Origin of the sequence: Caballeronia udeis, from assembly GCF_001544555.2 — a bacterium.
GTDB classification, from domain to species: domain Bacteria; phylum Pseudomonadota; class Gammaproteobacteria; order Burkholderiales; family Burkholderiaceae; genus Caballeronia; species Caballeronia udeis.
In genome coordinates this window covers 12,648-34,717 of record NZ_FCOK02000058.1, presented here as the reverse complement: position 1 = coordinate 34,717, position 22,070 = coordinate 12,648, and the positions used below count along the sequence as shown (strand labels likewise).

Below are 22,070 nucleotides of genomic sequence, written 5' to 3'. Positions count from 1 at the left end.
GGGTAAATTTTATTTTCATTGTGGTCTCCGAAAGCGTGCGAACGAATCTTTGAAACCGCATCAAAGGACGAGATCGAAACGTGAACCATCCGAGTTCTTGAGTGCGAGGCAGGGGGCATCCACATTGAACGCTCCCTGCCATTGGTCAATTACTTCTTGGCTGCGTCAACCTTCGCGTCGGCGGCTGTGTTGTTTGCATCACCTTGTGCCTCAACCTTTGCCTTGTCGGCCTTGGCTTGTGCGACAGAAGCGTCCTTGTTTGCGTCCTGCTTCTTCGCATTTGCTTTAGCCTGGGCTTCGCTCTTTTTCTTGTTCGCTTTCTTCTGCGATTTCATTGCCTCGACTCGCGCGGCCGAGGCTTCCTTGGGGGTGTCTGCCTTTGCGACCTTCGCGGCGTCCTTGTCGGCATCGGCTTGCGCTGAAGTCTTGTCTTCATTAGCAGACGCTTGGGCCTTCGCAGCATCCTGAGACGCGTCTGCTTTCTTTTCGTTGGCCGTTTTTTGCGCGTCGGCCTTTTTATGGTTTGCCTCCAATTGGGCTTTGCCCGTCTCCGTTGTTGCACTCGCCGGCGCCGCCGTTTGTGCGAAAGCGGTCGACACGAGAAGGGCGGAGGCGAGAGCAGCGATAATCTTTTTCATGGTTTAGATCCTTTAGTGTGCGACGGCCGATTAACGCGGTGCTGTCTCTGATAACGCGTCCTTAGTGACAAGCGTTGACCGTTTGCTCCAAGAACAAATGTAACCATTTGCGCCTCGCAGCCATTCCTATAGCACTAGTTCGTTTTCGCAAAAATTACCGACACACGAACACTTTTAAGGTAACCGTGGAACCAATTACCGAACGGATCACGGCACTACGAACTAATATGCACAAGGAGGTTCCGTCGGGCTAAAGAACTTGGCTCGATCCGATGCGGAGTTGAGAGGAATACTAATTTCTAAAGTGGTATAGCTGTTTGTTAGGGGACCGCGTGCGTGTGTTTTTGCTAACGCAGTCTGCGAGGAACTCCAAGTGCATATGTGCGGCACTCAGTCGGCTGGGCAGGAAAGTCCACCCCCGCCTTGTCCCGTGATAAAGCAGCATTCGGTCAAATAGCTCTGTTGGTTCGAGAGTGCTCCAGCTATCGGCAATATCCACCGTTTTTCGCGCGATTGATGAGTTGGTGAGTCGATAGTTGAGTTGATGATCCGCATGGAAACAACAGTTTTGAATGTTGTCAGGGATGCAAAGAAATAAGCATGTACAGCGCAGAGCCAGAAGACGATACTCCGGCCATCTAAAAGATATTACAAATTGTTCCCTGCCGCTGGGTGTCAAACACTGTGTCCGGAAAAGCCGTGCTCATCCTGTGGATGCAATGGCCAAACGGGCGAAAAGGATTGGAATGGTAAGTTCGAAACGCGCTTTCTACCTCAGGCCCTGGCTCGGCGCCTTGGTACTCAGCGTCTTGGTGGCGGGTTGTGGCGGCGGCAATAGCGGCCGGGACGGCATTTTAGGTACGGGCGGCGTCGGCAGTAATACGCCGCTGTCACCACCCACGATAACTGCCGTCGCGCCGGCGAACGGTGCCACCGGGATACCAATCAACGTGCGTTCGATCACCGCCGCCTTCAGTGAGCCGGTTAGCCCGCTTACCGGCGCTGCGACATTTACGGTGACGTGCGCCGCACCTTGCTCCAATCCGGCAGGTACGTTAGCGCTTGACGCGACCGGCAGCAATGCCACGTTTTCGGTTGGCTCCGGGACCACGCTTGCGCCATTGACACGCTATACAGCGACGATCACCGGCGCGAAAAGCGTGGCAACCGGGCTCGCATTGCTCAACCCGTTCGTCTGGAATTTTACAACCGGCGCGACTGCTGATTTGACGCGACCGAGGGTCACTTTGACTATGCCGGCGACGGCGAATACCGGTTCCACCATGGGTGTGCCAGTGAACACGGCGATCAGCGCGGTGTTCAGCAAGGAGATGTCCTCCAACACGCTCAACGCGGCTAGCGTTACGGTGACTTGCGCGGCGCCCTGCTCGTCGCCCGCTGGTGTCGTAAGCTATGCGGTCGGCAGCGAGACTGTCGTGTTCACACCAGTCGGGGCGCTTGCTACAGGTGCTACCTATACCGTAAGGGTGAGTGCCGCGGCGACGGACCTTGCTGGCAACGCGCTCGCCGGAAACCAAGCGGCACTGCCAGCGTCAAGTGATTATGTGTGGACTTTTACAACCTCCACAGTAGCCCCGCCGACGACGCCTTCATCGCCCTCAACGCCGGCGAATATATCGGTACTGTCCGTCAGCCCGTCGCCTGGCGCCGCGGTCTGCGGAAACTCGAGCGTCAACGCGACGTTTAGCCTGCCTGCTGGTGTTCGGATGGACCCCACGAAGGTCAATGCGGCTAACTTCCTGGTGACCGGGCCTGGCTCAGCGCCTGTCATTGCAGGCTCGGTGACGCTCGATGCTGCCACCGGAACCATCGCCACGTTCACGCCGCTTACCCCGCTAAGCAGTGGCGCGAGCTACACGGCGACGATTAAGGGCGGAGTTAGCGGCGTGGCTACATTGGCGGTGCCCGCGAACGTATTGGCCGGTGACTTTGCCTGGACGTTTACAACCGCCCCTGCAAGCTCCGCTTGCTTGGCGCCTGTCTCGCTCGGCGCAGTGACTCCATTTGGAACCTATGGCGGATCCGCCGGGATGACCAACTCGGGCACGCTGACAACAATCAATGGTGACATCGGCACTACTGCCGTTTCCACCGCAGTTACAGGCTTCCATGACTCGGGGCTGGGATGCACCTACACGGAAACGACGCTGAATCAGGGATTAGTGAACGGCCTGATCTACACGGCAGCGCCCCCACCGACAATTCAGTGCCCGTCGGAAGGAACCGCAGCAACCTTTGCTATCGCGACGCAGGCGAGTGTCGACGCGCGTGCCGCGTATAACGCGCTCGTAGCAATGCCCGGTGGGCCCAATCCCGGCGCCGGCAATTTGGCCAACCTCGTGCTAACTCCGGGTGTGTACACCGCGGCCGCGGGCTCATTCGGAATCACGGGCGGTCCGCTAACACTCGATGGCCAAGGCAATGCCAACGCAGTCTGGGTCTTTCAGATGGCAACCACGCTGACTGTGGGTGGCCCGGGTAGTCCCCAAAGCGTCATCCTCACCAATGGCGCGCAAGCCAAGAACGTGTTCTGGCAAGTCGGTACCGCTGCCACGATCAACGGAGCCGGAGGCGGGACGTTCGCCGGTACGGTTATTAGCCAGTCAGGCGTGACGGTCTCGACCGCGGGCAACGCAGCGGTCGTGACTGTCAACGGCCGATTGATCTCCTTGGGAGCGTCAGTGACGTTAGTGAACACCGTCATCAACGTCCCAGGTCAATAAGCACGAACAAACAACCCTGTCATTTTTGGGCTGTCTCTACACCCGTTCGGAATAGTGATCGGGTGCTATAGGGCTCACAACATGTCCAGACGCGGCCTTGATGCGGCATCTGGCAGCGCGTCAATTCTCCTGGAGAGAATCTTGAAGACAATAGCGGTTTCGGTGAAAGTGGTTCTGATTGCGCTCACCGTCATCGGTAGCCGGATCGCCACGGCGCAGGACTCAGGCTGGTATGGTGGCGCGAATGTTGGTCAGTCGCATGCAACGATCGACGATGGCAGAATCCGCGGCGGACTGCAGGCTAGCGGTTTCGCTACGAGCTCGATCAACAATGACGAACGCGACCTGGGCTACAAGATTTTTGGCGGTTACCAGTTCAACAGGTATTTCGCCCTCGAAGCCGGATACTTCGATTTGGGAAAATTTAGCTTTCATGCAACTACAGTACCCGCCGGCAATTTGGACGGCAGCCTGAAGCTGAAAGGCGGAAATCTCGACGCGGTTGGCCTTTTGCCAATCACTGGAAACTTCTCTGTCTTCGGCCGGGTGGGCGCAACTTACGCTAACGCTAGCGACTCGTTCAGCGGAAGCGGAGCCGTTCGAGCGCTCGATCCGAGCCCGAGCAAGCGAGGCTTTAACTATAAGCTCGGCGTGGGCCTTCAGTACCAGATCACACAAGCGCTGGCAATGCGCGGAGAAGTGGAACGCTACCGCATTAACGACGCCGTGGGCAACAAAGGCGACATCGACCTTGTCTCGGTCGGCTTGCTCTATAGGTTCGGGCAAAAATCGCAACCGGTTTCACCAACGGCTCCGGAACCGATCGGTCCTGCGCCGGAACCGGTGGCAGTTGTGCCGGCTCCCCCGCCTGCAAAGAAGGTGACGCTCTCGGCAGATTCTTTATTTGACTTCGACAAGGCGACGCTGAGCTCTTCAGGTCGACAGGCCCTGGATAAGCTGGCCGCAGAGCTTCGAGGCGGCAACTTCGGCGCTATCGAAGTGACTGGACACACTGATCGACTTGGTCCCAGTGCGTATAACCTGGACCTTTCGACTCGTCGTGCTGAAGCGGTTAAGACCGCTCTGATGCAGTCCTCAGGGATTTCCACCAGCAAGGTATCGGCCCGCGGAGTCGACGGCTCGGATCCGGTTACGAAGCCCGGTGAGTGCCGCGGCACTAAAGCAACCAAGCGATTAATCGCTTGTCTCGCGCCGGATCGCCGCGTCGAAGTCGAAGCGACTGGCATTCGGTAGCTTCACATGCGCCTCCCGGACGTCCGGGGGGCATCATGCAAATCGATATTCTCGCCGCTGCCCGGCGAACTTGAATGGGGGCGCCATGCGACGCGGGGCGAACGACCCCGGCTAGGCCTCTACTGGCATTGCTCAAAGTCTTCTAGCAGATGCATCATTTTCCGCCGCTGACAGCAAGCCGGCCGCGGTCGTAGAGCACGTGCGGGTGCGTTGCTCTACCAACTGAGCTACCAACTGAGCTACCAACTGAGCTAACGACCGAGCTACTCCCATTCATTCACCTCGCAAGCGCAACGTCGCCGCCCAACGCTAGCCAATATCGATCGTGTGGCTCGCGGATCGAAGCGCCTCCTGTTTCGGCACAGTCAACGTCAGCACGCCCTTGTCAAACTTTGCGAGAGCGTGGTCGGGATCGGCGTTTTCCGGCATTGGGATCGTACGCGTGAAAGCCCCATATGCGCGCTCAAGCCGATAGCAGCCGTCTTCCTCGCTGTGCACATCCTGCTTTTTCTCGCCGCGCAACACCAGCGCTCCGTCCTCGACGCTGACGGTCAGATCCTCCCGCTCCATGCCTGGCAGCTCTACGCTTACATGCAGTATCTTCCCCTCGTCGACCACGTCGATGCGCGGCTGGAAACGCGATGAGCTGAAGTCGCCAAACCATCGTTCGAGCGAGCCGCGGGCTGCAAACGGATCGTGAAAGAAATCCTCCATCGCACGCCACGGATCGCGGGAGAAAAGTCGCGCAATGTCAGGCCACCCAGCACGCCACGGATCGCTCGCCGACGGATTTTGGGGACTGTCGGCATCGGGCTTGCGCCCTGAACCGCGGAGAAATTTGAAGGGGTTCCACTTTTTCAGGTCGGCGTTCATCTTATGCTCCTCGATGGTCTAGCAGAAAAATCCGGATATCCGTCATTGCGCTTCGACCGCAACGGTTCTGTGGACGTGCCTGGCGCTCCCCGAGTGGCCACCGTCCGCCTGGCGTCACCGTTCGCGCTGCGCGTCAGCAACTGCCAGTTACCGTCGGGCGTAACGCGGCAGATACCAGGGCGGCAGATGCCAGGCAGCCAGCATCCGCGCCTCCACGAACCGAAGGGTGGCGACCTCGCGGCCGCCACCGCTTTTTCTCCTGTCCTCGTTACTGGTCTTCCAGCTCAGTTCGTCTGCACCTCGATCTGTCGCGGCCGTGCTTCGTCGCGCCGCGGAATCGTCAGCTTCAGCACGCCGTTCTGCAGGTTTGCAAAGATCTTCGATGTATCAAAGTCCGGGCTCAGCGAGAACGCCCGCGCGAAACGCGGTTCACGAATCTCGGCGTGCTGCAGCCGCAAACCAGCGGGTGTCGGCACAACCGCTTCAGCTTCGATATAAAGATTGCCGTCGTGCACCTTCACGTCGAGCTTCTCTTTCGTGACGCCTGGTAGATCCGCCCACAGCGTGATGCCCTGGCTGTCCTCGAACACGTCCACGGCCGGCATGAGCGTCATCCGCCGTACCGGCTGGTTGCCCTCGCGTCGTGCTATCGCTTCCTGGTCGCGCTCAGCAATTTGGGTTTTGTCGTTCATGGCTTGCTCCTTAGATGGCTGCGTTACTGGACGGTAATGGCCTTGGGCTTCGACGATTCGCGCTTGCCGACGCTGATCGACAGGCAGCCATTGGTATAGCGCGCCTGTATCTTGTCTGGGTCGGCGTTCTGCGGCAGTTCGATCGCGCGGCGGAAAGCGCCGATGAAGCGCTCCTGCGCATAGGTGCGGGTGTCATCGCCAGCATCGGACTGCGCAGGCTTGCGCTCGCCGCTAATCGTAAGTAGTCCCTTGTCGATCGCTACATCGAGCCCGGCAACATCGACGCCTGGGGCGAACGCGACGATCTCGATCGAGTCGTCCGTCGTACCGATGTTGATCTGCGGGAAGGCGCCGAAGCGGCTGGAACGGATGCTGGACGGCAAGCCGCCGAACAGACTCTCCATCTGGCGTTGCAGACGGTCGAATTCGCTGAATAGATCGGTTCCGGAATAGAGATCACTCATGGTCGTATCCTCCTTGAATGCAGCATGGAGGCGAACGGGCCTACGCGCTCCAGTCCGCCTGCCAGGCCGCTGGCAAACAAATCGAAACACGCAGCGCGCCTGATGTCACTAGCGCGTCTGCCTGAGCGAAATCTAAGATAGGCCCTACAGCGAAAATTTCAATGCGTGGTGGTGAAATTCCGGTCTTGAAAATCGCCCGCCGGCCCCTATTGTCGCGGTGCATCGCAACGACCAGGCGGAGGACACCATGGAATTCAATTCGGACTGGCACACGCTGGGCAGACACCGCGTCAGGCTGCGCGCGACGAGAGGCTTTCCGACTGAAACAATGCGAAGCGTGGCGGAGGTCGTGAGGCTGGCGATCGACAACAACATGAGTGCTAGCGCGCGGCTGGTCGAGATCGTCTTCCAGCAGGAACAGACCTACGATATCGCCGTCGGCACGACCCTGATGGAAGACAGCGTGTGTGCGCCGCAACTGGAAGCGGCGATTGCGGTGGTGCACGGTCTGCTGCCGGAGCAGGTGAACATCACGGTGACGACGGTCAGCCAGGAGGAAGTCGACCTGCATTTCGGCGTGTATGAACGCATGCTCGCGGAGAAGCTGGGCGTTGTGCCGCCAATCCAGTGATCGTCGGGTAATTGCATTGAGCCGCAACGGCAGTTTCGAAGGAGTACACCGGCCACGACCTGGATCAAAACCGTCCAGCCAGATGGGAGCAGCATCATAGAAAAACGCTCACAGGTGGCGTCGGTCGTCCTGGCCGCCGGCTCAGCGGCTACGGCGGTGGCCGCTGAGCGGCATTGTCACGTTGAAGGAGGTGCGACGCACTAACGCAAGACCGCGACAGCTTTTCAGAAAGCAGACGGACCCTGGGTGAATTCGGTGAAACGATGCCAGGCGGCAAAGCGTTCGCCGAGTTGCTTACGATAGAGCGAAGCGCGAAGCAAATGTCGCTTGAGCGCAAAGTGCTGCCTGATCGGGCCGAAGCTAGACAGGAACACTTGGGTGCGTTCCGGATCGCGAAAGCCACGCATGCGGCGCTCGCGTTCACGGGTAGGTTGATGACAGTTTTCGGCCCGGTTGTTCAGCCGAGCACTGGCCCTGATGAAGACATGCTTGACGTGTTCGAGTTCGGGAATCTCGGCCTTTGCCGCCGGATAGCTACGCTAGTTGATCAGTCACGATTTTGTGCGGCGCCTCAGGGCAGGAGGCCAGCACGCGCTTGAAAAACCGCTTGGCTGCAGCCTTATCGCGACGCTTCTGAAGCAGAATATCAAGCTCGGCGCCGTGCTGATCGACCGCTCGCCACAGCAGATACGGCTCGCCGCGCAGCGTCACAAAGACCTCGTCCAGATGCCATGTTGTGCCGGGCTTGCGACGCGCAGCCTTGACGCGATGCGCGAAGCCCGCGCCAAATTTATCGCACCAACGCCGGACCGTCTCATAGCTGACGATCACCCCACGCTCGAACAGCAACTCTTCAATGTCGCGCAGACTCAACTGAAACCGGAAGTACTACCGAACAGCGCAGCTGATGACCGGCGCGGGAAACCGATGACCGTGATAAAGCGATTTAGGATTCTTCATCGGACGATCTTACGCGACCATCCCAGCAACGTGACAAAGCCGTTCGAAGCGGTCAGGCAGAAAACCGACTGACCTGCTGACCATGCAGATTGCAGCGGGAAGATGCGCGACGGCCGCTTGTTTCTGATGTTGCGGCGCGCGGGAAACGCCCGTTCTCGTGGCGAGTTTTTATTGCTAAGCTTCGGGCATCATGTCCGACATTCTCATTGACCCGTTCTCGCTACCAGCGACCAGTCGCTCGGCCTCGCGCGCCGAGCATGTCTATTTCAGCTTGCGCGATGACATCTTCGAGATGCGCTTGCTTCCCGGCGACCGCTTAACCGAAGGCGGCATCGCCGAGCGTTTCAACGTCTCGCGCACACCGGCGCGGGAAGCCCTGCAACGCCTCCAAACCGATGGTTTGATGCAAGGCTATGTCCGGGGCGGATGGGAGGTCGTACCGATCGATTTCAAACGTTTCGACGATCTCTATGAGATGCGCAAGCTGATCGAAACCTTCGCCATCCGCAAGCTTTTGAGCCAAGCAGCGCCGCTATCCGACGTCGTCCTGCACATGCTCGACGAGCTCGAGCCAGTGTGGGAGGTGCCATTGCCGCGGCGTTTGCGCGAGGGCCGTCAGGTCGCCGCGCTCGACGAAGCGTTCCATCACGCGCTCGTCGTCGCAGCCGGCAACGAAGAACTGACCAGCGCGATGCAGCGCGTTACCGACCGTATCCGCGTCGTGCGGCGGCTCGATTTCGTCTACGGCGACTGCGTCGACGACACCTATGACGAACACGTTGCCATCCTCCGCGCTATCCGAAACGGCGAAGCCGAGCAAAGCGCTACGCTTATCGCGCTGCACATCGAGGGCAGCCAGGCCGAAGTGCGCAGCCTGACGGTCCATCGGCTGCAAAGCGCGCGCACCGCGATGAAGCCGGCGAGCGGCCCTTATGCACCACCACGGATACGGCGCACCAGTTAGCGACGTGACGCGCGTGAACGCCTGCCGTTCGAGCCCCGTGTAGCCGACAGTCGCGGGCGTAGCCCTGCCTGGCATGGTTTTCGCAGGTCGACAAGTATGTATACAAGCACATTCCTGTCGATCCAGCATGTCGCCTGACTTCCCTAATTCCGCAAGTGCCGCGCGGGGCATGGCGGTCGCGCCCCATGCTCTGGCTTCACAAAGCGCGCTCGCCGTGTTGCGCGAGGGCGGCAACGCCGTTGAGGCGATGATCGCCGCCGCCGCGACCATCGCGGTCGTCTATCCGCACATGAACAGCATCGGCGGCGATGGTTTCTGGCTGATCTCGCGCCCGGGAGACGAGCCAGTCGGCATCGAGGCGTGCGGCGCGGCGGCGCTGGCGGCGACTATCGACGAATATCGCTCGCGCGCGCTCACGGCCATTCCGACGCGCGGTCCGCTGGCCGCGAATACCGTTGCGGGAACGGTGTCCGGCTGGCAACTTGCGCAGCGCTGGTCGAACGAGACGCTCGGCGGCACGCTGCCGGCCGCGCGCCTGCTCGAAGACGCCATCCATTACGCGAAGCATGGCGTTCCGGTCACGCGCAGCCAGGCGCAATGTGTTGCGGGCACACGCGCGGAACTGCAGTCGATCCCCGGATTCGCTGATACGTTCCTGCCCGATGCACGCACGCCGGCGGCAGGCGAGCGCTTCGCGATGCCGCGCCTCGCCGCCGCGCTGCAACAACTCGCCGATGCCGGTTTTGAGGATTTCTATCGCGGTGATCTGGCGCGCAGTATGGCGGGCGATCTTCGGTCGGTGGGGTCGCTGCTGACACTTGCGGATCTCGAACGGCATCGAGCCTCCCTGCGCACGCCGCTTGCGCTCGTGCACTCGCTCGGCACGGTCTACAACATGCCACCGCCGACGCAGGGCCTGGTTTCGCTGCTGATCCTCGGCATCCTCGACCGGGTGCTGGCGAAAGACATGGACCCGCTCGGCCCCGAGTTCGTGCACGCGTGCGTGGAGGCGACCAAGCTCGCATTCGGCATTCGCGATCAACACATCACCGATCCCGATCACATGCTGATCGACCCGCTCACGCTCCTCGATCCCGCTGCACTCGACGCGATGGCCGCGCGCGTTTCGATGACGCAAGCCGCGCCGTGGGGACGCGGTCTCGGACCGGGAGACACCGTCTGGCTCGGTGTGATGGACGCAAACGGGGTGGCGGTGAGCTTCATCCAGAGCATTTATCACGAGTTCGGCAGTGGTGTCGTGCTGGCAAGGTCGGGGATCAACTGGCAGAACCGCGGCTGCAGCTTTTCGCTCGATGCGCAAGCGCTCAATCCGCTCATGCCCGGCCGTCGCCCGTTCCACACGCTCAACCCGGCGCTTGCGCGCTTTTCCGACGGACGCACGATGGTCTACGGGAACATGGGCGGCGACGGGCAGCCGCAATCGCAGAGCGCGGTGTTCTCGCGGATAGCTCATTTCGGCTGGAATCCGCAGGCGGCCATCGATGCGCCACGCTGGCTGCTCGGCCGCACCTGGGGACAGACGACTGACACGCTCAAGCTCGAAGCTCGGTTCGCGCCCGCTACGGCGGCGGCGCTCGAAGCGCTTGGCCACGAAGTAGAAACGATGCAGGCCTATGACGAGGCGATGGGACATGCCGGTGCAATCATTCGGTATCCTGACGGATTGCTCGAGGCGGGCTACGACCCACGTAGCGACGGTGGGGCGGCCGGCTGGTAGAGGCACTCATTTTCCCGACAACGTGAATAACGCAAACGAGTCCGGCCCTCGCGACCGGACGGCGCGGCCCGTCCGCGCATCGAATGACGGCTGTCTTAGATACGGAGAAGTACCATGACCACTCGCTCGCAAGCTATCGATACCCCGGGTATCGAGAACCTGTCGACCGCCACGACGCGCAACCGCTGGCTTCAGCTCGGCCTCGGCCTGATCTGCATGATGGCGATTTCGAGTCCGCAATACGTCTGGACGCTGATGACCAAGCCGCTGGCCGCTAAATTAGGCATCGCGTTGCCTGAACTGCAAGTGACGTTCTCGCTTCTGATCATCCTGCAAACGTTCTTTTCGCCGTTCCAGGGCAAGCTGATCGACCGCTTCGGGCCGCGGCTTTTGATCTCGATCGGAACCGTCATGTCAGGGCTAAGTTGGGTGCTGGCATCGCAGGTACAGAGCGCGCTCATGCTCTACCTGACCTACGGCGTGGTCGGTGGTTTGGGGACGGGCATTGTCTACGTCGGCGTGGTGGGGTTGATGGTGCGCTGGTTTCCTGATCGGCGAGGCTTCGCCGCGGGCGCGGTCGCAGCCGGTTACGGCATGGGTGCGATCGTCACGACGTTTCCGATCGCTTCGTCGCTGGCGGCGCGAGGAGTGGATGCCACCATGTTGAGCTTCGGCATCGCCTTTGCGGTGGTCGGGCTGCTTGCGTCGCAAGGCTTGCGCGTGCCGCCTTCGCACGATTCGGTTGCGGCTAGCGCCACGCAAACCGCGGTTCCGAACCTGCGTCCGTCCCAGGCGCTGAAGAACCCGATCTTCTGGCTGATGTTTTTGATGATGACCATGATGTCGACCTCGGGCCTGATGGTGACATCGCAGATGGCGACGTTCGCTGCCGATTTTGGCGTGACCAAGGTCCTCGTGCTCGGCATGGCGGCGCTCCCGCTGGCCCTGACCATCGACCGGTTCACGAACGGGTTGACGCGGCCATTGTTCGGCTGGGTATCGGACCGGATCGGCCGTGAAAACACCATGTGCTTCGCCTTCGGACTGGAAGGCATCGCGATGGCGTTATGGCTGATCACGCGCGATAACGCAGTCCTGTTCGTCTTGCTATCCGGCGTAGTGTTCTTCGGCTGGGGAGAAATTTTCTCCCTGTTTCCATCTACGCTCACCGATACCTTCGGCACGCGCCACGCCACGGAAAACTACGGCTGGCTTTACATCTCGCAAGGCATCGGCTCGATCTTTGGTGGACCGCTTGCTGCGCTGATGCACCAGCATGCGGGCAGTTGGGTGCCGGTGTTCGGCACGGCCATTACGCTCGACATAGTGACCGCCGTGCTCGCGATTGCCGTTCTCAAACCGATGCGCGGCCGCTTCCTGGCCGCGCAGCGCGCATGATCTGAATCTACACTCAGGAATTCGCATGTCAGTCCAGCTTGCATTGCGTAACATCCGCAAATCGTTTTCGAATAAACAGGGTACGGTAGATGTATTAGGAGGCCTTACGTTCGATATCAACGAACGCGATTTCGTGAGCATCATCGGTCCGTCGGGCTGCGGAAAAACGACGGTCTTCAACGTGATCGCCGGCTTGCTGGAAGCAGACAGCGGCGACATCGTATATCGCGGGCAGGCGGTCGAGGGCTTGCGAGGCAAGGTCGGCTACATGATGCAGCGCGACCTGTTGCTGCCGTGGCGGACGGTTTTGCAGAACGTGCTGATTGGTCCCGAACTATCCCGCATGCCGATTGCACAGGCACGGGAAACGGCGATGGAATACCTCAACACTTATGGCCTCGCCGGTTTCGAGAACGCCTATCCGCGCATGCTCTCGGGCGGCATGCGCCAGCGGGTGGCGTTGATCCGCACGCTCATTAACGATCCGGACATCATTCTGCTCGACGAGCCGTTCTCCGCGCTCGACTACCAGACGCGGCTCTATCTGGAAGGCGTATTGATGGAAGCTGTGGAGACCTTCCACAAAACCGTGGTGCTCGTTACACACGATATAGACGAAGCCGTGGCGTTGTCCAAACGCGTGGTCGTGCTCGGTGGCCGGCCGTCGCAGGTGAAGAAGATCTACGACATCGAGATTGCCGCGCGTTCGCCGATCGGTGCCCGCAGTGATCCGAATTTCTCGGGTTACTTCCACGCCCTGTGCGGCGAACTCGACATCCAGACCGAGGTGGGCTCAGCATGACGCAATCCGCTTCCATTACGCAGCCGGCGCAAAAGGCACCTGCCCAGAAATGGGCGCTCGACAGCGGCTGGGGCCGCTCTCTGTTGCAACTCGCCGCCGTGGTCGTGTTCTTCGCGATCTGGGAGGGTGCCGCGCGGCTCGGCTGGGTGTCGAATTTCCTGGTGGGCTCGCCGGCGAAGATCCTCGATGCGCTCGTGCGCGACCTCCGTTCCGGCCAGCTATTGGTCGATACCGGCTACACCCTGTTCGAAGCCATTCTCGGTTTTGTGTTCGGCACGGCGGTGGGCTCCCTATGCGGTCTCGCGCTCTGGTATTCGCCGTTCGTCGCGCGGTTGATCGAGCCGTTCATCGTCGCGATCAACAGCGTGCCGAAAATCGCGTTCGCGCCGATTGTGATCCTGTGGTTCGGCACCGGGCTGATATCGAAAGTCGCGCTGGCGATCTCACTGACTGCCATCGTCGCGCTGATCGCGGCATACGAAGCGGCGAAGGACGCCGATCCCGACCTCCAGGCACTGCTGGTCACGCTCGGCGCGAACAAGAACGATGTGTTCACGAAAGTGGTCGTGCCGTCCACGCTGCCGTATGTAATCTCGACGTTTCGCATCAACGTCGGCTTCGGTCTGGTTGGAGCGGTGGTCGGCGAGTTCATCTCGTCCGAACACGGACTCGGGCACATGATCTTCACGGCCTCCAGCCTGTACGACCTCAACACGGTATGGGAGGGGCTCTTCGTGCTGATGGCGATCGGCTTCGTCCTCTATTTCCTGATCGACCTCATCGAGCACCGGCTGCTGCCGTGGCGCCAGGCATCGAATGCGAACACGCTGAAAGTTTGAACGACTAGTCAATCACTTGACCGGAATATAACGATGGCACCCATCTCAAGATTCACCGCAAGAAAAATGTTGACCGCGTTGACGACGGCGCTCGCGCTTTCCGTAACGTCGGTCTCGACCACGGCGCTCGCCGCCGACAAGAAAGTCACCATCTCGCAAGCGTTTCAGTCGATGCTGTATTTGCCCCTCTATGTCGCCATCGACGGTGGGTTCTTCACGAAGGAAGGGCTCGACGTGACCAAGCAAACGGCGGGCAGTCCCAGCGCGGCGTTATCGGCAGTATTGTCGGGTAGCGCGGAATTTTCGCTGCATGGTCCCGAATGGACGGCGGTGGCGGCCGAGAAGGGCGCCGACGTCGATGTGATCGCGAACGTAGTGAACGGTGCGGCTGTGTGGATCGCGGTGGCTCCCGACGTGAAGTTTGCCGGTATCAAGGACGTCAAGGGCGAGGTGGTCGTGTCGGGGCAGATGCCGACTACCAGCACGTCGCTCTTCTTCAGGGCGCTGAAGGAGAATGGCATGTCGCCGAGCGACGTCAAGCTGATGCAGGTGCCGCTCGGCTCCGAAATTGGGCCACTGGTCGCGGGGCAATCGAAGATCGCAGTGATGTACGAGCCGGGTCTCGATCAAGCTGTCGCCAAGGGCATGAAAGTGGTGCTGAGCTTTCCCAAGCTTTATGGCGAGTACGCGTTCTCGTCGATTACGGCGAAGCGCAGCATCGATCCTGACGTCGCCGCGCGCTTCGTGAAAGGTCTGCAAAACGCACTTGTCTACATGCAGACGAATCCGACAGAAACCGCCGCGATCGCCCGCAAGGAATTTCCAACGCTCGATGCGCCGGTGGTCGATGCTGCCGTCAAGCGTATGCTCGCCGATGGCGTCTACCCCAAGAATGTCGATATCACGCCGAAGGCTCTCACGGTCGCGATGGACACGCAGATCGCGCTCGGTAACCTGAAGCAACAGCCGAAGTACGACACGTTCGTTGCGCGCAGCTACATCCAACCCGCACTTGCCGCCAAGTAAAGTACATGATCCAGACTTACGTTTGCCCGACCATTGCCGAGATTCGTGCCGGTATTGCATCAGGTAAGACCAGCGTTGAACATTTCGTCTTGCAAAGTTTCGATGCGGCTAAGGCTTCGCAAGCGGAGCTGCATGCATTCCAATATTTGCCCGACGCGCCGCCGGTCAACCGCACCGAAGCGGCCTTGCCGCTGGCGGGGGTATCGGTAGCGGTGAAGGACATCATTGATACCGCTGACATGCCTACCGAGTTCAATTCGCGGGCTTATACCGGGCGGCGACCCGAGCATGATGCCTCGGTGGTAGCACGCCTGCGCGCAGCGGGTGCGACGATACTCGGCAAGTCGGTGACGACCGAGTTTGCTTTTCGTCATCCGGGGCCGACCGTCAACCCGTGGAACAGCGCGTACACGCCGGGTGGATCGTCGAGCGGCTCGGCGGCAGCGGTCAGCGCGGGTATTGTTCCGCTTGCGCTCGGCACCCAGACCCAGGGCTCGGTGATTCGTCCTGCGGCGTATTGCGGTGTCGTCGGCTTCAAGCCGACCTACGGCGCCATCGCGAGAACCGGGGTTTTGCCGCTCGCATGGTCGCTGGACCATGTCGGCTTGTTCACGACCAACGTTGCGGATGCCGCCTATGTTCTGAAGCTCGTCGCTGGCACTGATGCCGGCGATCCGTATGCGTCGCATGTTCCGGCCGCGGTCGCAAAGGTGGCGGGGCACCGTATCGGCATGCTGGCGAGCCAGGTAGGCGGCGCGGTCGAGCCGGCACAGCAAGCCGCGCTCGACGCGCTTGCCGAGCGCCTGTCGTGCGATGGCGCCGACATTGTCATAGTCGATCTTCCGGCAGGGATCTTCGATACACCGCGCCACGCGCTGACGCTAATGGGCGTGGAGGCAGCCATCACGCATGGCGAACTTGTCGATCGCTCACCGGAGCTTGTAAGCGCGCCAATGCGCGAACTCGTCGAGCAAGGGCGCATGCTGCCCGCCATCGAATATGCGAGGACCAAGGTTCTGCAGGCGCGGATGGCGTATCGGTTCGAGCGGTGGATCAGGGAGACGATGGCGCTCGACGCGTTGCTGGTTGCGCCAGCGAGCGGCGAGCCGCCGCGCGGGCTCGACTCCACAGGCGATGCGTCGTTCTGCGCCCCGTGGACGTTTCTGGGCGTGCCGGCCATTACGGTGCCGGTCGGTTTCGGGCCGGCGGGGTTGCCGCTGGGCGCGCAGTTGGTCGGAGCCGCGAACGGCGATGTGGCGTTGCTGGGGCTGGCGGAGTGGGCTGAGGAAAGGACGGGATGGAAGGCAGCGGTTGCGGCGCGGCCGCGCTGACCCGGGGGCTTGGGCGCTCTCCATAGCAGAGCGCCCGATTGCGACAGAACCGCTTTTCAGTGTGACCGGCCGGATCGACCTATGCCTTCAGATGCGGTCGCAGTAACGACAGGTCAGGGCCTCCAAGACGGTCGTGTGCGGATTGCACCTGGTGCCAGTACGGGTAGAGCAGGGGCGGCGCGCTTACCTTGTCGAGCCGCGCGCGCTGTTCGGCGGTCAACGTGAGATTCGCCGCGCCGAGGTTGTCACGCAGTTGCACGTCATTGCGTCCGCCGATGATCACCGAGGCGACGGCGGGCCGCCCAAGCGTCCACGCAAGCGCAACCTGTGCGGCCGAGACTTTGTGCTCGCCGGCGATCTCGATGAGTACGTCGATGATCGACCACAGTCGTTGCTCGTCGCGGATTGGCGGCTCGGTCCATCCGGCGAGCTGTCGCGTGCCTTCGGGCGTCGCGTCGCGGCGGTGCTTACCTGACAGCAAGCCGCCTGCCAGTGGACTCCAGACCAGAATGCCAAGTCCCTGATCGAGCGCGATTGGCGCGAGCTCATACTCCGCTTCGCGTGCTTCGAGCGTGTAGTGGATCTGCTGGCTCACGAAGCGCGGCAGACGATCGCGTTCGCTCACGTGCAATGCTTTCATCAGGTGCCAGCCCGAGTAGTTCGAGCAACCAACGTACCGGATCTTGCCGTGCTGGACCAGCAGGTCGAGCGCTTCGAGCGTTTCTTCCAGCGGCGTAAGCCCGTCCCATTGATGAACCTGGTAGAGGTCAATCACATCGGTCTTGAGGCGGCGCAGACTCGCCTCGCAAGCCTGGATCAAATGATGCCGCGACAGGCCCCGGTCATTCGGGCCGTCGCCCATCGGAAAGCGTGCCTTGGTGGCGATCAGCACGCCGCCCTTGCGTTTTCCGCCGAGCGCCTCGCCGACGATTTCCTCCGACGCGCCATTCGAATAGACGTCCGCGGTATCGATCAGGTTCACGCCCGCGTCGATGCACATGTCAATCTGCCGGCGCGCTTCGTCGAGGCCGACTTCGCCGACGCTGGCAAATTTGCCCTTGCCGCCCATCGTCATTGTGCCGAGTGTGATGGTCGACACCTTGAGGCCGGAACGACCAAGTTGACGATATTCCATGATGAAGCAATCTCCTATGAAGGTTGCAGAGGATTCGGGACCGGCGCGCGGTCATTTCTCATCCGCCTGCGCGGGAAAATCGTGCCTGTTCTCTCCGTTGACGCGCCCAACCGTCCGACGATATCGGAGATTCACTTACCATTCCAATGGGAATATCTGCTTTGATTAAGCGGTTTTTGTGATTAACGGTGTTTCGAGGGATGACGGGCGCGGGCCACTCCTGTAATCAGATCGCCGATCCGGAGGCATGCCGCTCCGGAAGCTCACTGGGTCTCACCGATGGTGGCGCAGTGCGGCTCGTGCGCTCAATGAGCACTACCATGGTTGCGGACATGCACATTAGCGCGGCAACGCCGAGCATCGGGACGCGATAGGAGCCGGTGACATCGTGTAGCCAGCCGGTCGCATAAGGTCCGAGGAAACCGGCGAGCGTGCCAATCGTATTGATGAGCCCGATCCCCGCCGCGGCAGCTGCATTGCTGAGATAGCGCGGAGGCAACTGCCAGAACGAAGCATGCGGTGTATAGACGCCGACCGCGCCGAGCGTAAAGGCGGCCATCACCTCATACGGCGAGGACAGGAAGAGCGCCGCGGCGAACGACAAACCACCTATCGCGGTAGGAACCGCGACGTGCCACGCGCTGACAGTGGTACGGCGTGCATAGTGTCCCCACGACAAAATGGTCAGCGCCGAAACAGCGAACGGAATCGCGGTGATCAGTCCGATCTGGAGGACCGAATAGTTCACCGCGAACGTCCGTGAGAACTCGGCGACAATCTGTGGCATGAAGAACGACAACGCGACGACGCCGATATTGATGCCGAAGTAGATCAGCCCGAACGCAAGAACTCGACGGTCCACCAACGCACTCCACGCGCTTTTAGGCGACACGCGCTGCGCCTCCTGCTGCTCCATCGCAAGCGCATCATTTAGTTCGGCGCGCTCGTCCGCAGTCAACCACGAGGCCTCGTCTGGCCGGTTTTTCATCAGGATGAAGGTGGCGACGCCCAATGCGATCGCCGGCAGTCCTTCAATGAAGAACATCGATCGCCAGCCGGGCCACCCAAAAATATGCACGTGCTCCATAACGAAGGTCGAAATTGGCGCACCGAGCATGTTCGACAGCGGGATCGCGATAAAAAGCAGCGACATCAGCCACACCCGTTCCTGCCGCGGCAGCCAGAACGTGACGTACAGCACCATCCCTGGAAAGAATCCCGATTCGGTGATACCGAGTAGAAAGCGCAGCACGTACAGCATGTGCGCGCTGTCGACGAATGCGGTCAACGACGCAATGATTCCCCAGGTGACGAGAATGCGCGTCATCCAGAGCCGCGCGCCGAACCGGGCCAGCAGAAGGTTGCTCGGGACGGCAACGAGAATGTAGCCCGCATAGAAGAGGCCGGCCGCGAACCCGAACTGCGAGACCGACATGCCGAGTTCGTGATTCATTGTCAGTGCCGCGTAACCGACATTCGCCCGGTCCATCTGGTTCACGACATAGAGCAGGATCAGCAGCGGCGCCAGGTGCCAAATGACTTTCCGGGCGGTCTGCGGCCTGATTCGTGCCGCATTCAAAGTATCGTTCATCAGTGTCCTCTCCTGTTCCGGTGCGCAGCCCTCGAATGCCATGCAGAGACGGCGTGGCAGCGCTTCGTTGTGGGTCATCCGCTCTTCGTCCGGCAGCCGCCGCCCGGCGCTTTAGATGGCTGGTTCGCTCATCGCGCGTCGCTGTTGGGCTGAACAGCACGGACTGTCGGGCTCCACGTTGCAATGTCGTCCAGCGGTACAACCGGCCTCGGTAATTTCTTAAAGTCGAAACGCGCGAGGATCGGCGAGGTCAGGCCCGGCGCATCGACGCTCACGATTTGTTCGTCAGCAAAGAATTCGTCGAATGCAGCCCTGAAATGTCCGCGCGACTTCAGCACCACGACGCGCGCGCTGGCGATATCAATGCCGAACATCTCGAAGAACATCGGCTCGTGGCACTGGTGTCGCTTGCTGATGACGATGACCGTCACGCCTCCTACTTGCAACGCGACCGACGGGCCGAGGTCGAAGCTGCACCCGGCCAGTTGTCCGCGGCGGCCGACACCTTTACCTGTATGCAGTCGCAACACCCGGGCGGGCACGTCGAACAGTTCCGAATAAATGGTGGTTTCAGCCCGGTTGAAACGCGCTTGGAACGTTTGGCCGGTACCGGCCACATAGGCGTCCGCCACCAGTTCCGGATCTGTGACGACACCGAGGATCGCACCGCGCACGTCCTGTTCCTGGAGCGCTTTAAGAATAAACGGCGTGTTGCCGCGGCCGCCGCCGCCAGGGTTGTCGGCTACGTCAGCAAGCAGCACCGGAGCGCGCGACGCATCGTCGCCTGTTGCTTTCGCGAGGTTGACCGCATCGTTGAGTGGCGTCAGCCGCGGCGTGAATGCGGCACGCTCCTGCCATGCGTACGACGCAAGCTCGTGCGCAACCCGGGCTGCGAGCGGCGCATCTCCGCGTGTGGTGACCAGTACCGTCAGCCCGTTCTTTGGCGTGTCCGCAAACGCGAATCCACCGGCAATCGAGATGTTCACGATGCGCGGATCATCGAGCGCCTCAGCGCGTCGGATCATTTCCGCATACGGCCCTGTGCCCGGTGCTGTCAGCAACTGCGTCGGCGGTGCACAGACAGGCATTCGCATATGGGCGACGGACGTGCGCATACCGTCCAGCAGTTCGATGGCGATCCACGCCGCCTCTGCACCGCGTTCGGCCATATCGGTGTGCGGATTGCGGCGGTACGACACGAGGGCGTCGACTGCGTCGACCATTCGGTCCGACACATTCGCATGCAAGTCGACGGTGGCGACGATCGGTACTGCCGGCCCGACGATACGGCGCACGAGCGTGAACACCACGCCGTCGGGATCGTCTTCTTCTGTCGTGATGGCGGCGCCGTGCTCACAGATGTAGACGGCGTCAAGCGGCAACGCCGCGCGTAACCGCTTCTCGAACTCGCGCAGCGTGTCGACGAAGAAAGCGTGTTCGACCGGTCCGCCAGACTCCGCGTTCGCGAACAAAATCGGTACCGGCGTCCAGGGTCGGATCGCATCCATCGTACGAACGAACGCCGGGATTTCCGGCGTCATCACAGGTGCCGCGCTTCTCGCGTCCAGCAGAAGCGCGGCGTCTTGCAGATATGCACGCGACAGGAAATCGGCGCGCGTCGAAACCGGTGCAAACCGGTTCGACTCGATCGCAAAGCCAAGAATGGCAACGCGCGGGTTTTTCATCAATCGCTCCTCATCGGCCGGCGTCATCGGCCGGCATTGGGCGCTGACATTCCCGGCGGGTCATCAAAGGCAACCGCATTTCCATCCACGTCACGACGGCGTGCTGTGGATGGACGCGAACATCGGCACCTGAGTTCGCACGCGGTGAAAAGAGTATTGGCCGTCAAATAGCCGTGGGGGTTAACATCTTCTTATTGCTTCGTTAACATGCAACTTAACGCGCAGCTTAATGATCTCGACCGAAGACCTGCACTTTTTCATTACGCTGACGGCCGCCGCCTCGCTCGCCGACGCCGCGCGCAAGCTCGATGTCACGCCGCCCGCTGTCACGCAGCGCTTGCGTCTCCTGGAAAAGCGGCTGGGAATGCGCTTGATCGACCGGTCGGGCCGGCGCTTGGTGCTGACCGACGAGGGCGAACTGCTCGCGGTCCACGCGCGCAGGATCTGCGACGACATCGACAATCTGTCGGACACGCTGGCGTCGCGACGCGGGACTGTGGCGGGGCATCTTCGGGTGATCGCGCCGCTCGGCTTCGGGCAGCGGTACGTCGCACCCGTCATCGCGAAATTTCGCAGCCTCTATCCGGAAGTGACCGCAAGCCTGATGCTATCCGATCGCCCCACGCACGTTTCGGACAACACCTGGGACCTGATGGTCCATATTGGCGAGCTACGCGATTCGACGCTGGTCAGCCGGCGGCTTGCGCCTAACCGGCGCATCCTGTGCGCGGCGCCGCGCTATCTAGCGTTGCGCGGCGAACCACGGCACCCGGATGAACTGCGTGCGCACGACTGCATCGCGCTACGCGAAAACGATGAAGACGTGACGATGTGGCGCTTTATGCCGAAGCACCACGGCGCGCCGGCGAATGTCAGGATCGAGCCGTGCCTGACGAGCAACGACGGCGGCACCGTGCGCGATTGGGCACTTGCCGGACTCGGGATCATTGCGCGTTCCGAGTGGGACGTCGCCGAACATCTGCACGCGGGCCGGTTGGTCCCGCTGCTCGACGAGTGGCAATTGCCGGATGCCGATGTCGTTGCGCTGATCAGTTCACGACATGGACGCTCATTGCGGGCTACGCGCTTTCTCGACCATCTGCACTCGTCGCTATCGCAACTGCTCTGGCTGCCGTCCATCGCTGGCGAACCGGTAGGGCAAGGCCGCGACGGCCGCAACAGACGTAAGCCAGGGCCAGATGCCGGCTGATCGAATGGAGGTGCGGCGTTCTCCGGTGCGAGCTCGCCGATCGGCCGCTCAAACTGGCAAAGCTCGACGATGTCCGTTTCGGCCCAATCGGCGAT

The 22,070-nt window shown here is 61.1% G+C and carries 18 protein-coding genes and 1 pseudogene; 11 read left to right on the top strand and 8 right to left on the bottom strand.

Translation table 11 applies throughout. The features are described from left to right. Positions 1-149: 149 nt before the first annotated feature. Positions 150-638: a hypothetical protein gene (locus AWB69_RS31440; protein ID WP_062090728.1), complete on the bottom strand. Its 489-nt coding sequence runs from the start codon at positions 636-638 to the stop codon at positions 150-152. A 572-nt stretch (positions 639-1,210) separates the two neighbouring features. Between AWB69_RS31440 and AWB69_RS31435 the strand changes: the two genes are divergently transcribed. Together AWB69_RS31435 and AWB69_RS31430 are read left to right on the top strand one after the other, a co-directional pair. Next, positions 1,211-3,382, top strand: a complete 2,172-nt coding sequence (locus AWB69_RS31435; RefSeq protein ID WP_331712701.1) for an ice-binding family protein — start codon at positions 1,211-1,213, stop codon at positions 3,380-3,382. A gap of 141 nt (positions 3,383-3,523) precedes the next feature. Next, positions 3,524-4,636, top strand: a complete 1,113-nt coding sequence (locus AWB69_RS31430) for an OmpA family protein (protein ID WP_231937296.1) — start codon at positions 3,524-3,526, stop codon at positions 4,634-4,636. A gap of 309 nt (positions 4,637-4,945) precedes the next feature. On the opposite strand, the gene AWB69_RS31425 is transcribed toward AWB69_RS31430, so the two are convergent. From AWB69_RS31425 to AWB69_RS31415, 3 genes are all read right to left on the bottom strand, one after another. Beyond that, a complete protein-coding gene (locus AWB69_RS31425; protein ID WP_062090726.1) occupies positions 4,946-5,509 on the bottom strand; it encodes an Hsp20/alpha crystallin family protein in 564 nt (187 codons plus the stop codon). Positions 5,510-5,793: 284 nt separating this feature from the next. Then, a complete protein-coding gene (locus AWB69_RS31420) occupies positions 5,794-6,201 on the bottom strand; it encodes an Hsp20/alpha crystallin family protein (protein ID WP_062090725.1) in 408 nt (135 codons plus the stop codon). A gap of 23 nt (positions 6,202-6,224) precedes the next feature. Beyond that, the gene (locus AWB69_RS31415) at positions 6,225-6,665 is read right to left on the bottom strand and encodes an Hsp20/alpha crystallin family protein (protein WP_062090724.1); all 441 of its coding nucleotides are present in this window, start codon (positions 6,663-6,665) and stop codon (positions 6,225-6,227) included. A gap of 247 nt (positions 6,666-6,912) precedes the next feature. Between AWB69_RS31415 and AWB69_RS31410 the strand changes: the two genes are divergently transcribed. Beyond that, positions 6,913-7,296, top strand: a complete 384-nt coding sequence (locus tag AWB69_RS31410) for a hypothetical protein (protein ID WP_062090723.1) — start codon at positions 6,913-6,915, stop codon at positions 7,294-7,296. A 224-nt stretch (positions 7,297-7,520) separates the two neighbouring features. Here the strand turns inward: AWB69_RS31410 and AWB69_RS31405 are convergent. Next, positions 7,521-8,256: pseudogene (locus AWB69_RS31405) on the bottom strand (IS6 family transposase). Positions 8,257-8,446: 190 nt separating this feature from the next. Between AWB69_RS31405 and AWB69_RS31400 the strand changes: the two are divergent. From AWB69_RS31400 to AWB69_RS31370, 7 genes are all read left to right on the top strand, one after another. Beyond that, positions 8,447-9,220, top strand: a complete 774-nt coding sequence (locus AWB69_RS31400; RefSeq protein ID WP_062090722.1) for a GntR family transcriptional regulator — start codon at positions 8,447-8,449, stop codon at positions 9,218-9,220. Between the two features lie 127 nt (positions 9,221-9,347). Further along, positions 9,348-10,958 (top strand): gamma-glutamyltransferase family protein, encoded by a 1,611-nt coding sequence (locus AWB69_RS31395; RefSeq protein WP_062090721.1) that lies wholly within the window; start codon positions 9,348-9,350, stop codon positions 10,956-10,958. A gap of 114 nt (positions 10,959-11,072) precedes the next feature. Continuing rightward, a complete protein-coding gene (oxlT, locus tag AWB69_RS31390) occupies positions 11,073-12,356 on the top strand; it encodes an oxalate/formate MFS antiporter (RefSeq protein ID WP_062090720.1) in 1,284 nt (427 codons plus the stop codon). A gap of 25 nt (positions 12,357-12,381) precedes the next feature. Then, positions 12,382-13,158 (top strand): ABC transporter ATP-binding protein, encoded by a 777-nt coding sequence (locus AWB69_RS31385; protein ID WP_062090719.1) that lies wholly within the window; start codon positions 12,382-12,384, stop codon positions 13,156-13,158. Further along, complete coding sequence (locus AWB69_RS31380; RefSeq protein ID WP_062090718.1) at positions 13,155-13,997, top strand: ABC transporter permease; 843 nt, start codon at positions 13,155-13,157, stop codon at positions 13,995-13,997. The genes AWB69_RS31385 and AWB69_RS31380 overlap by 4 nt, the downstream gene beginning before the upstream one ends. A 33-nt stretch (positions 13,998-14,030) precedes the next feature. Beyond that, entirely contained in the window at positions 14,031-15,023 is a 993-nt protein-coding gene (locus AWB69_RS31375; RefSeq protein WP_179841419.1) for an ABC transporter substrate-binding protein, read from the top strand. A 5-nt stretch (positions 15,024-15,028) separates the two neighbouring features. Further along, on the top strand, positions 15,029-16,354 hold the full coding sequence (locus tag AWB69_RS31370) for an amidase (protein ID WP_062090716.1): 1,326 nt from the start codon (positions 15,029-15,031) through the stop codon (positions 16,352-16,354). Positions 16,355-16,433: 79 nt separating this feature from the next. On the opposite strand, the gene AWB69_RS31365 is transcribed toward AWB69_RS31370, so the two are convergent. The 3 genes from AWB69_RS31365 to AWB69_RS31355 all read right to left on the bottom strand — a co-directional run bounded on the left by AWB69_RS31365 (position 16,434) and on the right by AWB69_RS31355 (position 20,765). After that, the gene (locus AWB69_RS31365) at positions 16,434-17,489 is read right to left on the bottom strand and encodes an aldo/keto reductase (protein WP_062090715.1); all 1,056 of its coding nucleotides are present in this window, start codon (positions 17,487-17,489) and stop codon (positions 16,434-16,436) included. A gap of 226 nt (positions 17,490-17,715) precedes the next feature. After that, positions 17,716-19,080: an MFS transporter gene (locus AWB69_RS31360; RefSeq protein WP_063977952.1), complete on the bottom strand. Its 1,365-nt coding sequence runs from the start codon at positions 19,078-19,080 to the stop codon at positions 17,716-17,718. Positions 19,081-19,208: 128 nt separating this feature from the next. Beyond that, positions 19,209-20,765: a M81 family metallopeptidase gene (locus AWB69_RS31355; RefSeq protein ID WP_062090713.1), complete on the bottom strand. Its 1,557-nt coding sequence runs from the start codon at positions 20,763-20,765 to the stop codon at positions 19,209-19,211. 229 nt (positions 20,766-20,994) lie between these two features. Between AWB69_RS31355 and AWB69_RS31350 the strand changes: the two genes are divergently transcribed. Continuing rightward, a complete protein-coding gene (locus AWB69_RS31350; protein WP_063977950.1) occupies positions 20,995-21,975 on the top strand; it encodes a LysR substrate-binding domain-containing protein in 981 nt (326 codons plus the stop codon). Positions 21,976-22,070 lie beyond the last annotated feature (95 nt).

What these genes read in the sequence shown, in the direction of transcription:
- oxlT (WP_062090720.1), top strand. Translation starts at nt 11,073, where the DNA reads ATGACCACTCGCTCGCAAGCTATCGATACCCCGGGTATCGAGAACCTG.
- AWB69_RS31410 (WP_062090723.1), top strand. Translation starts at nt 6,913, where the DNA reads ATGGAATTCAATTCGGACTGGCACACGCTGGGCAGACACCGCGTCAGG.
- AWB69_RS31435 (WP_331712701.1), top strand. Translation starts at nt 1,211, where the DNA reads ATGTTGTCAGGGATGCAAAGAAATAAGCATGTACAGCGCAGAGCCAGA.
- AWB69_RS31425 (WP_062090726.1), bottom strand. Translation starts at nt 5,509, where the DNA reads ATGAACGCCGACCTGAAAAAGTGGAACCCCTTCAAATTTCTCCGCGGT.
- AWB69_RS31380 (WP_062090718.1), top strand. Translation starts at nt 13,155, where the DNA reads ATGACGCAATCCGCTTCCATTACGCAGCCGGCGCAAAAGGCACCTGCC.
- AWB69_RS31375 (WP_179841419.1), top strand. Translation starts at nt 14,031, where the DNA reads ATGGCACCCATCTCAAGATTCACCGCAAGAAAAATGTTGACCGCGTTG.
- AWB69_RS31415 (WP_062090724.1), bottom strand. Translation starts at nt 6,665, where the DNA reads ATGAGTGATCTCTATTCCGGAACCGATCTATTCAGCGAATTCGACCGT.
- AWB69_RS31370 (WP_062090716.1), top strand. Translation starts at nt 15,029, where the DNA reads ATGATCCAGACTTACGTTTGCCCGACCATTGCCGAGATTCGTGCCGGT.
- AWB69_RS31395 (WP_062090721.1), top strand. Translation starts at nt 9,348, where the DNA reads ATGTCGCCTGACTTCCCTAATTCCGCAAGTGCCGCGCGGGGCATGGCG.
- AWB69_RS31360 (WP_063977952.1), bottom strand. Translation starts at nt 19,080, where the DNA reads ATGAACGATACTTTGAATGCGGCACGAATCAGGCCGCAGACCGCCCGG.
- AWB69_RS31440 (WP_062090728.1), bottom strand. Translation starts at nt 638, where the DNA reads ATGAAAAAGATTATCGCTGCTCTCGCCTCCGCCCTTCTCGTGTCGACC.
- AWB69_RS31355 (WP_062090713.1), bottom strand. Translation starts at nt 20,765, where the DNA reads ATGAAAAACCCGCGCGTTGCCATTCTTGGCTTTGCGATCGAGTCGAAC.
- AWB69_RS31365 (WP_062090715.1), bottom strand. Translation starts at nt 17,489, where the DNA reads ATGGAATATCGTCAACTTGGTCGTTCCGGCCTCAAGGTGTCGACCATC.
- AWB69_RS31400 (WP_062090722.1), top strand. Translation starts at nt 8,447, where the DNA reads ATGTCCGACATTCTCATTGACCCGTTCTCGCTACCAGCGACCAGTCGC.
- AWB69_RS31420 (WP_062090725.1), bottom strand. Translation starts at nt 6,201, where the DNA reads ATGAACGACAAAACCCAAATTGCTGAGCGCGACCAGGAAGCGATAGCA.
- AWB69_RS31385 (WP_062090719.1), top strand. Translation starts at nt 12,382, where the DNA reads ATGTCAGTCCAGCTTGCATTGCGTAACATCCGCAAATCGTTTTCGAAT.
- AWB69_RS31350 (WP_063977950.1), top strand. Translation starts at nt 20,995, where the DNA reads ATGATCTCGACCGAAGACCTGCACTTTTTCATTACGCTGACGGCCGCC.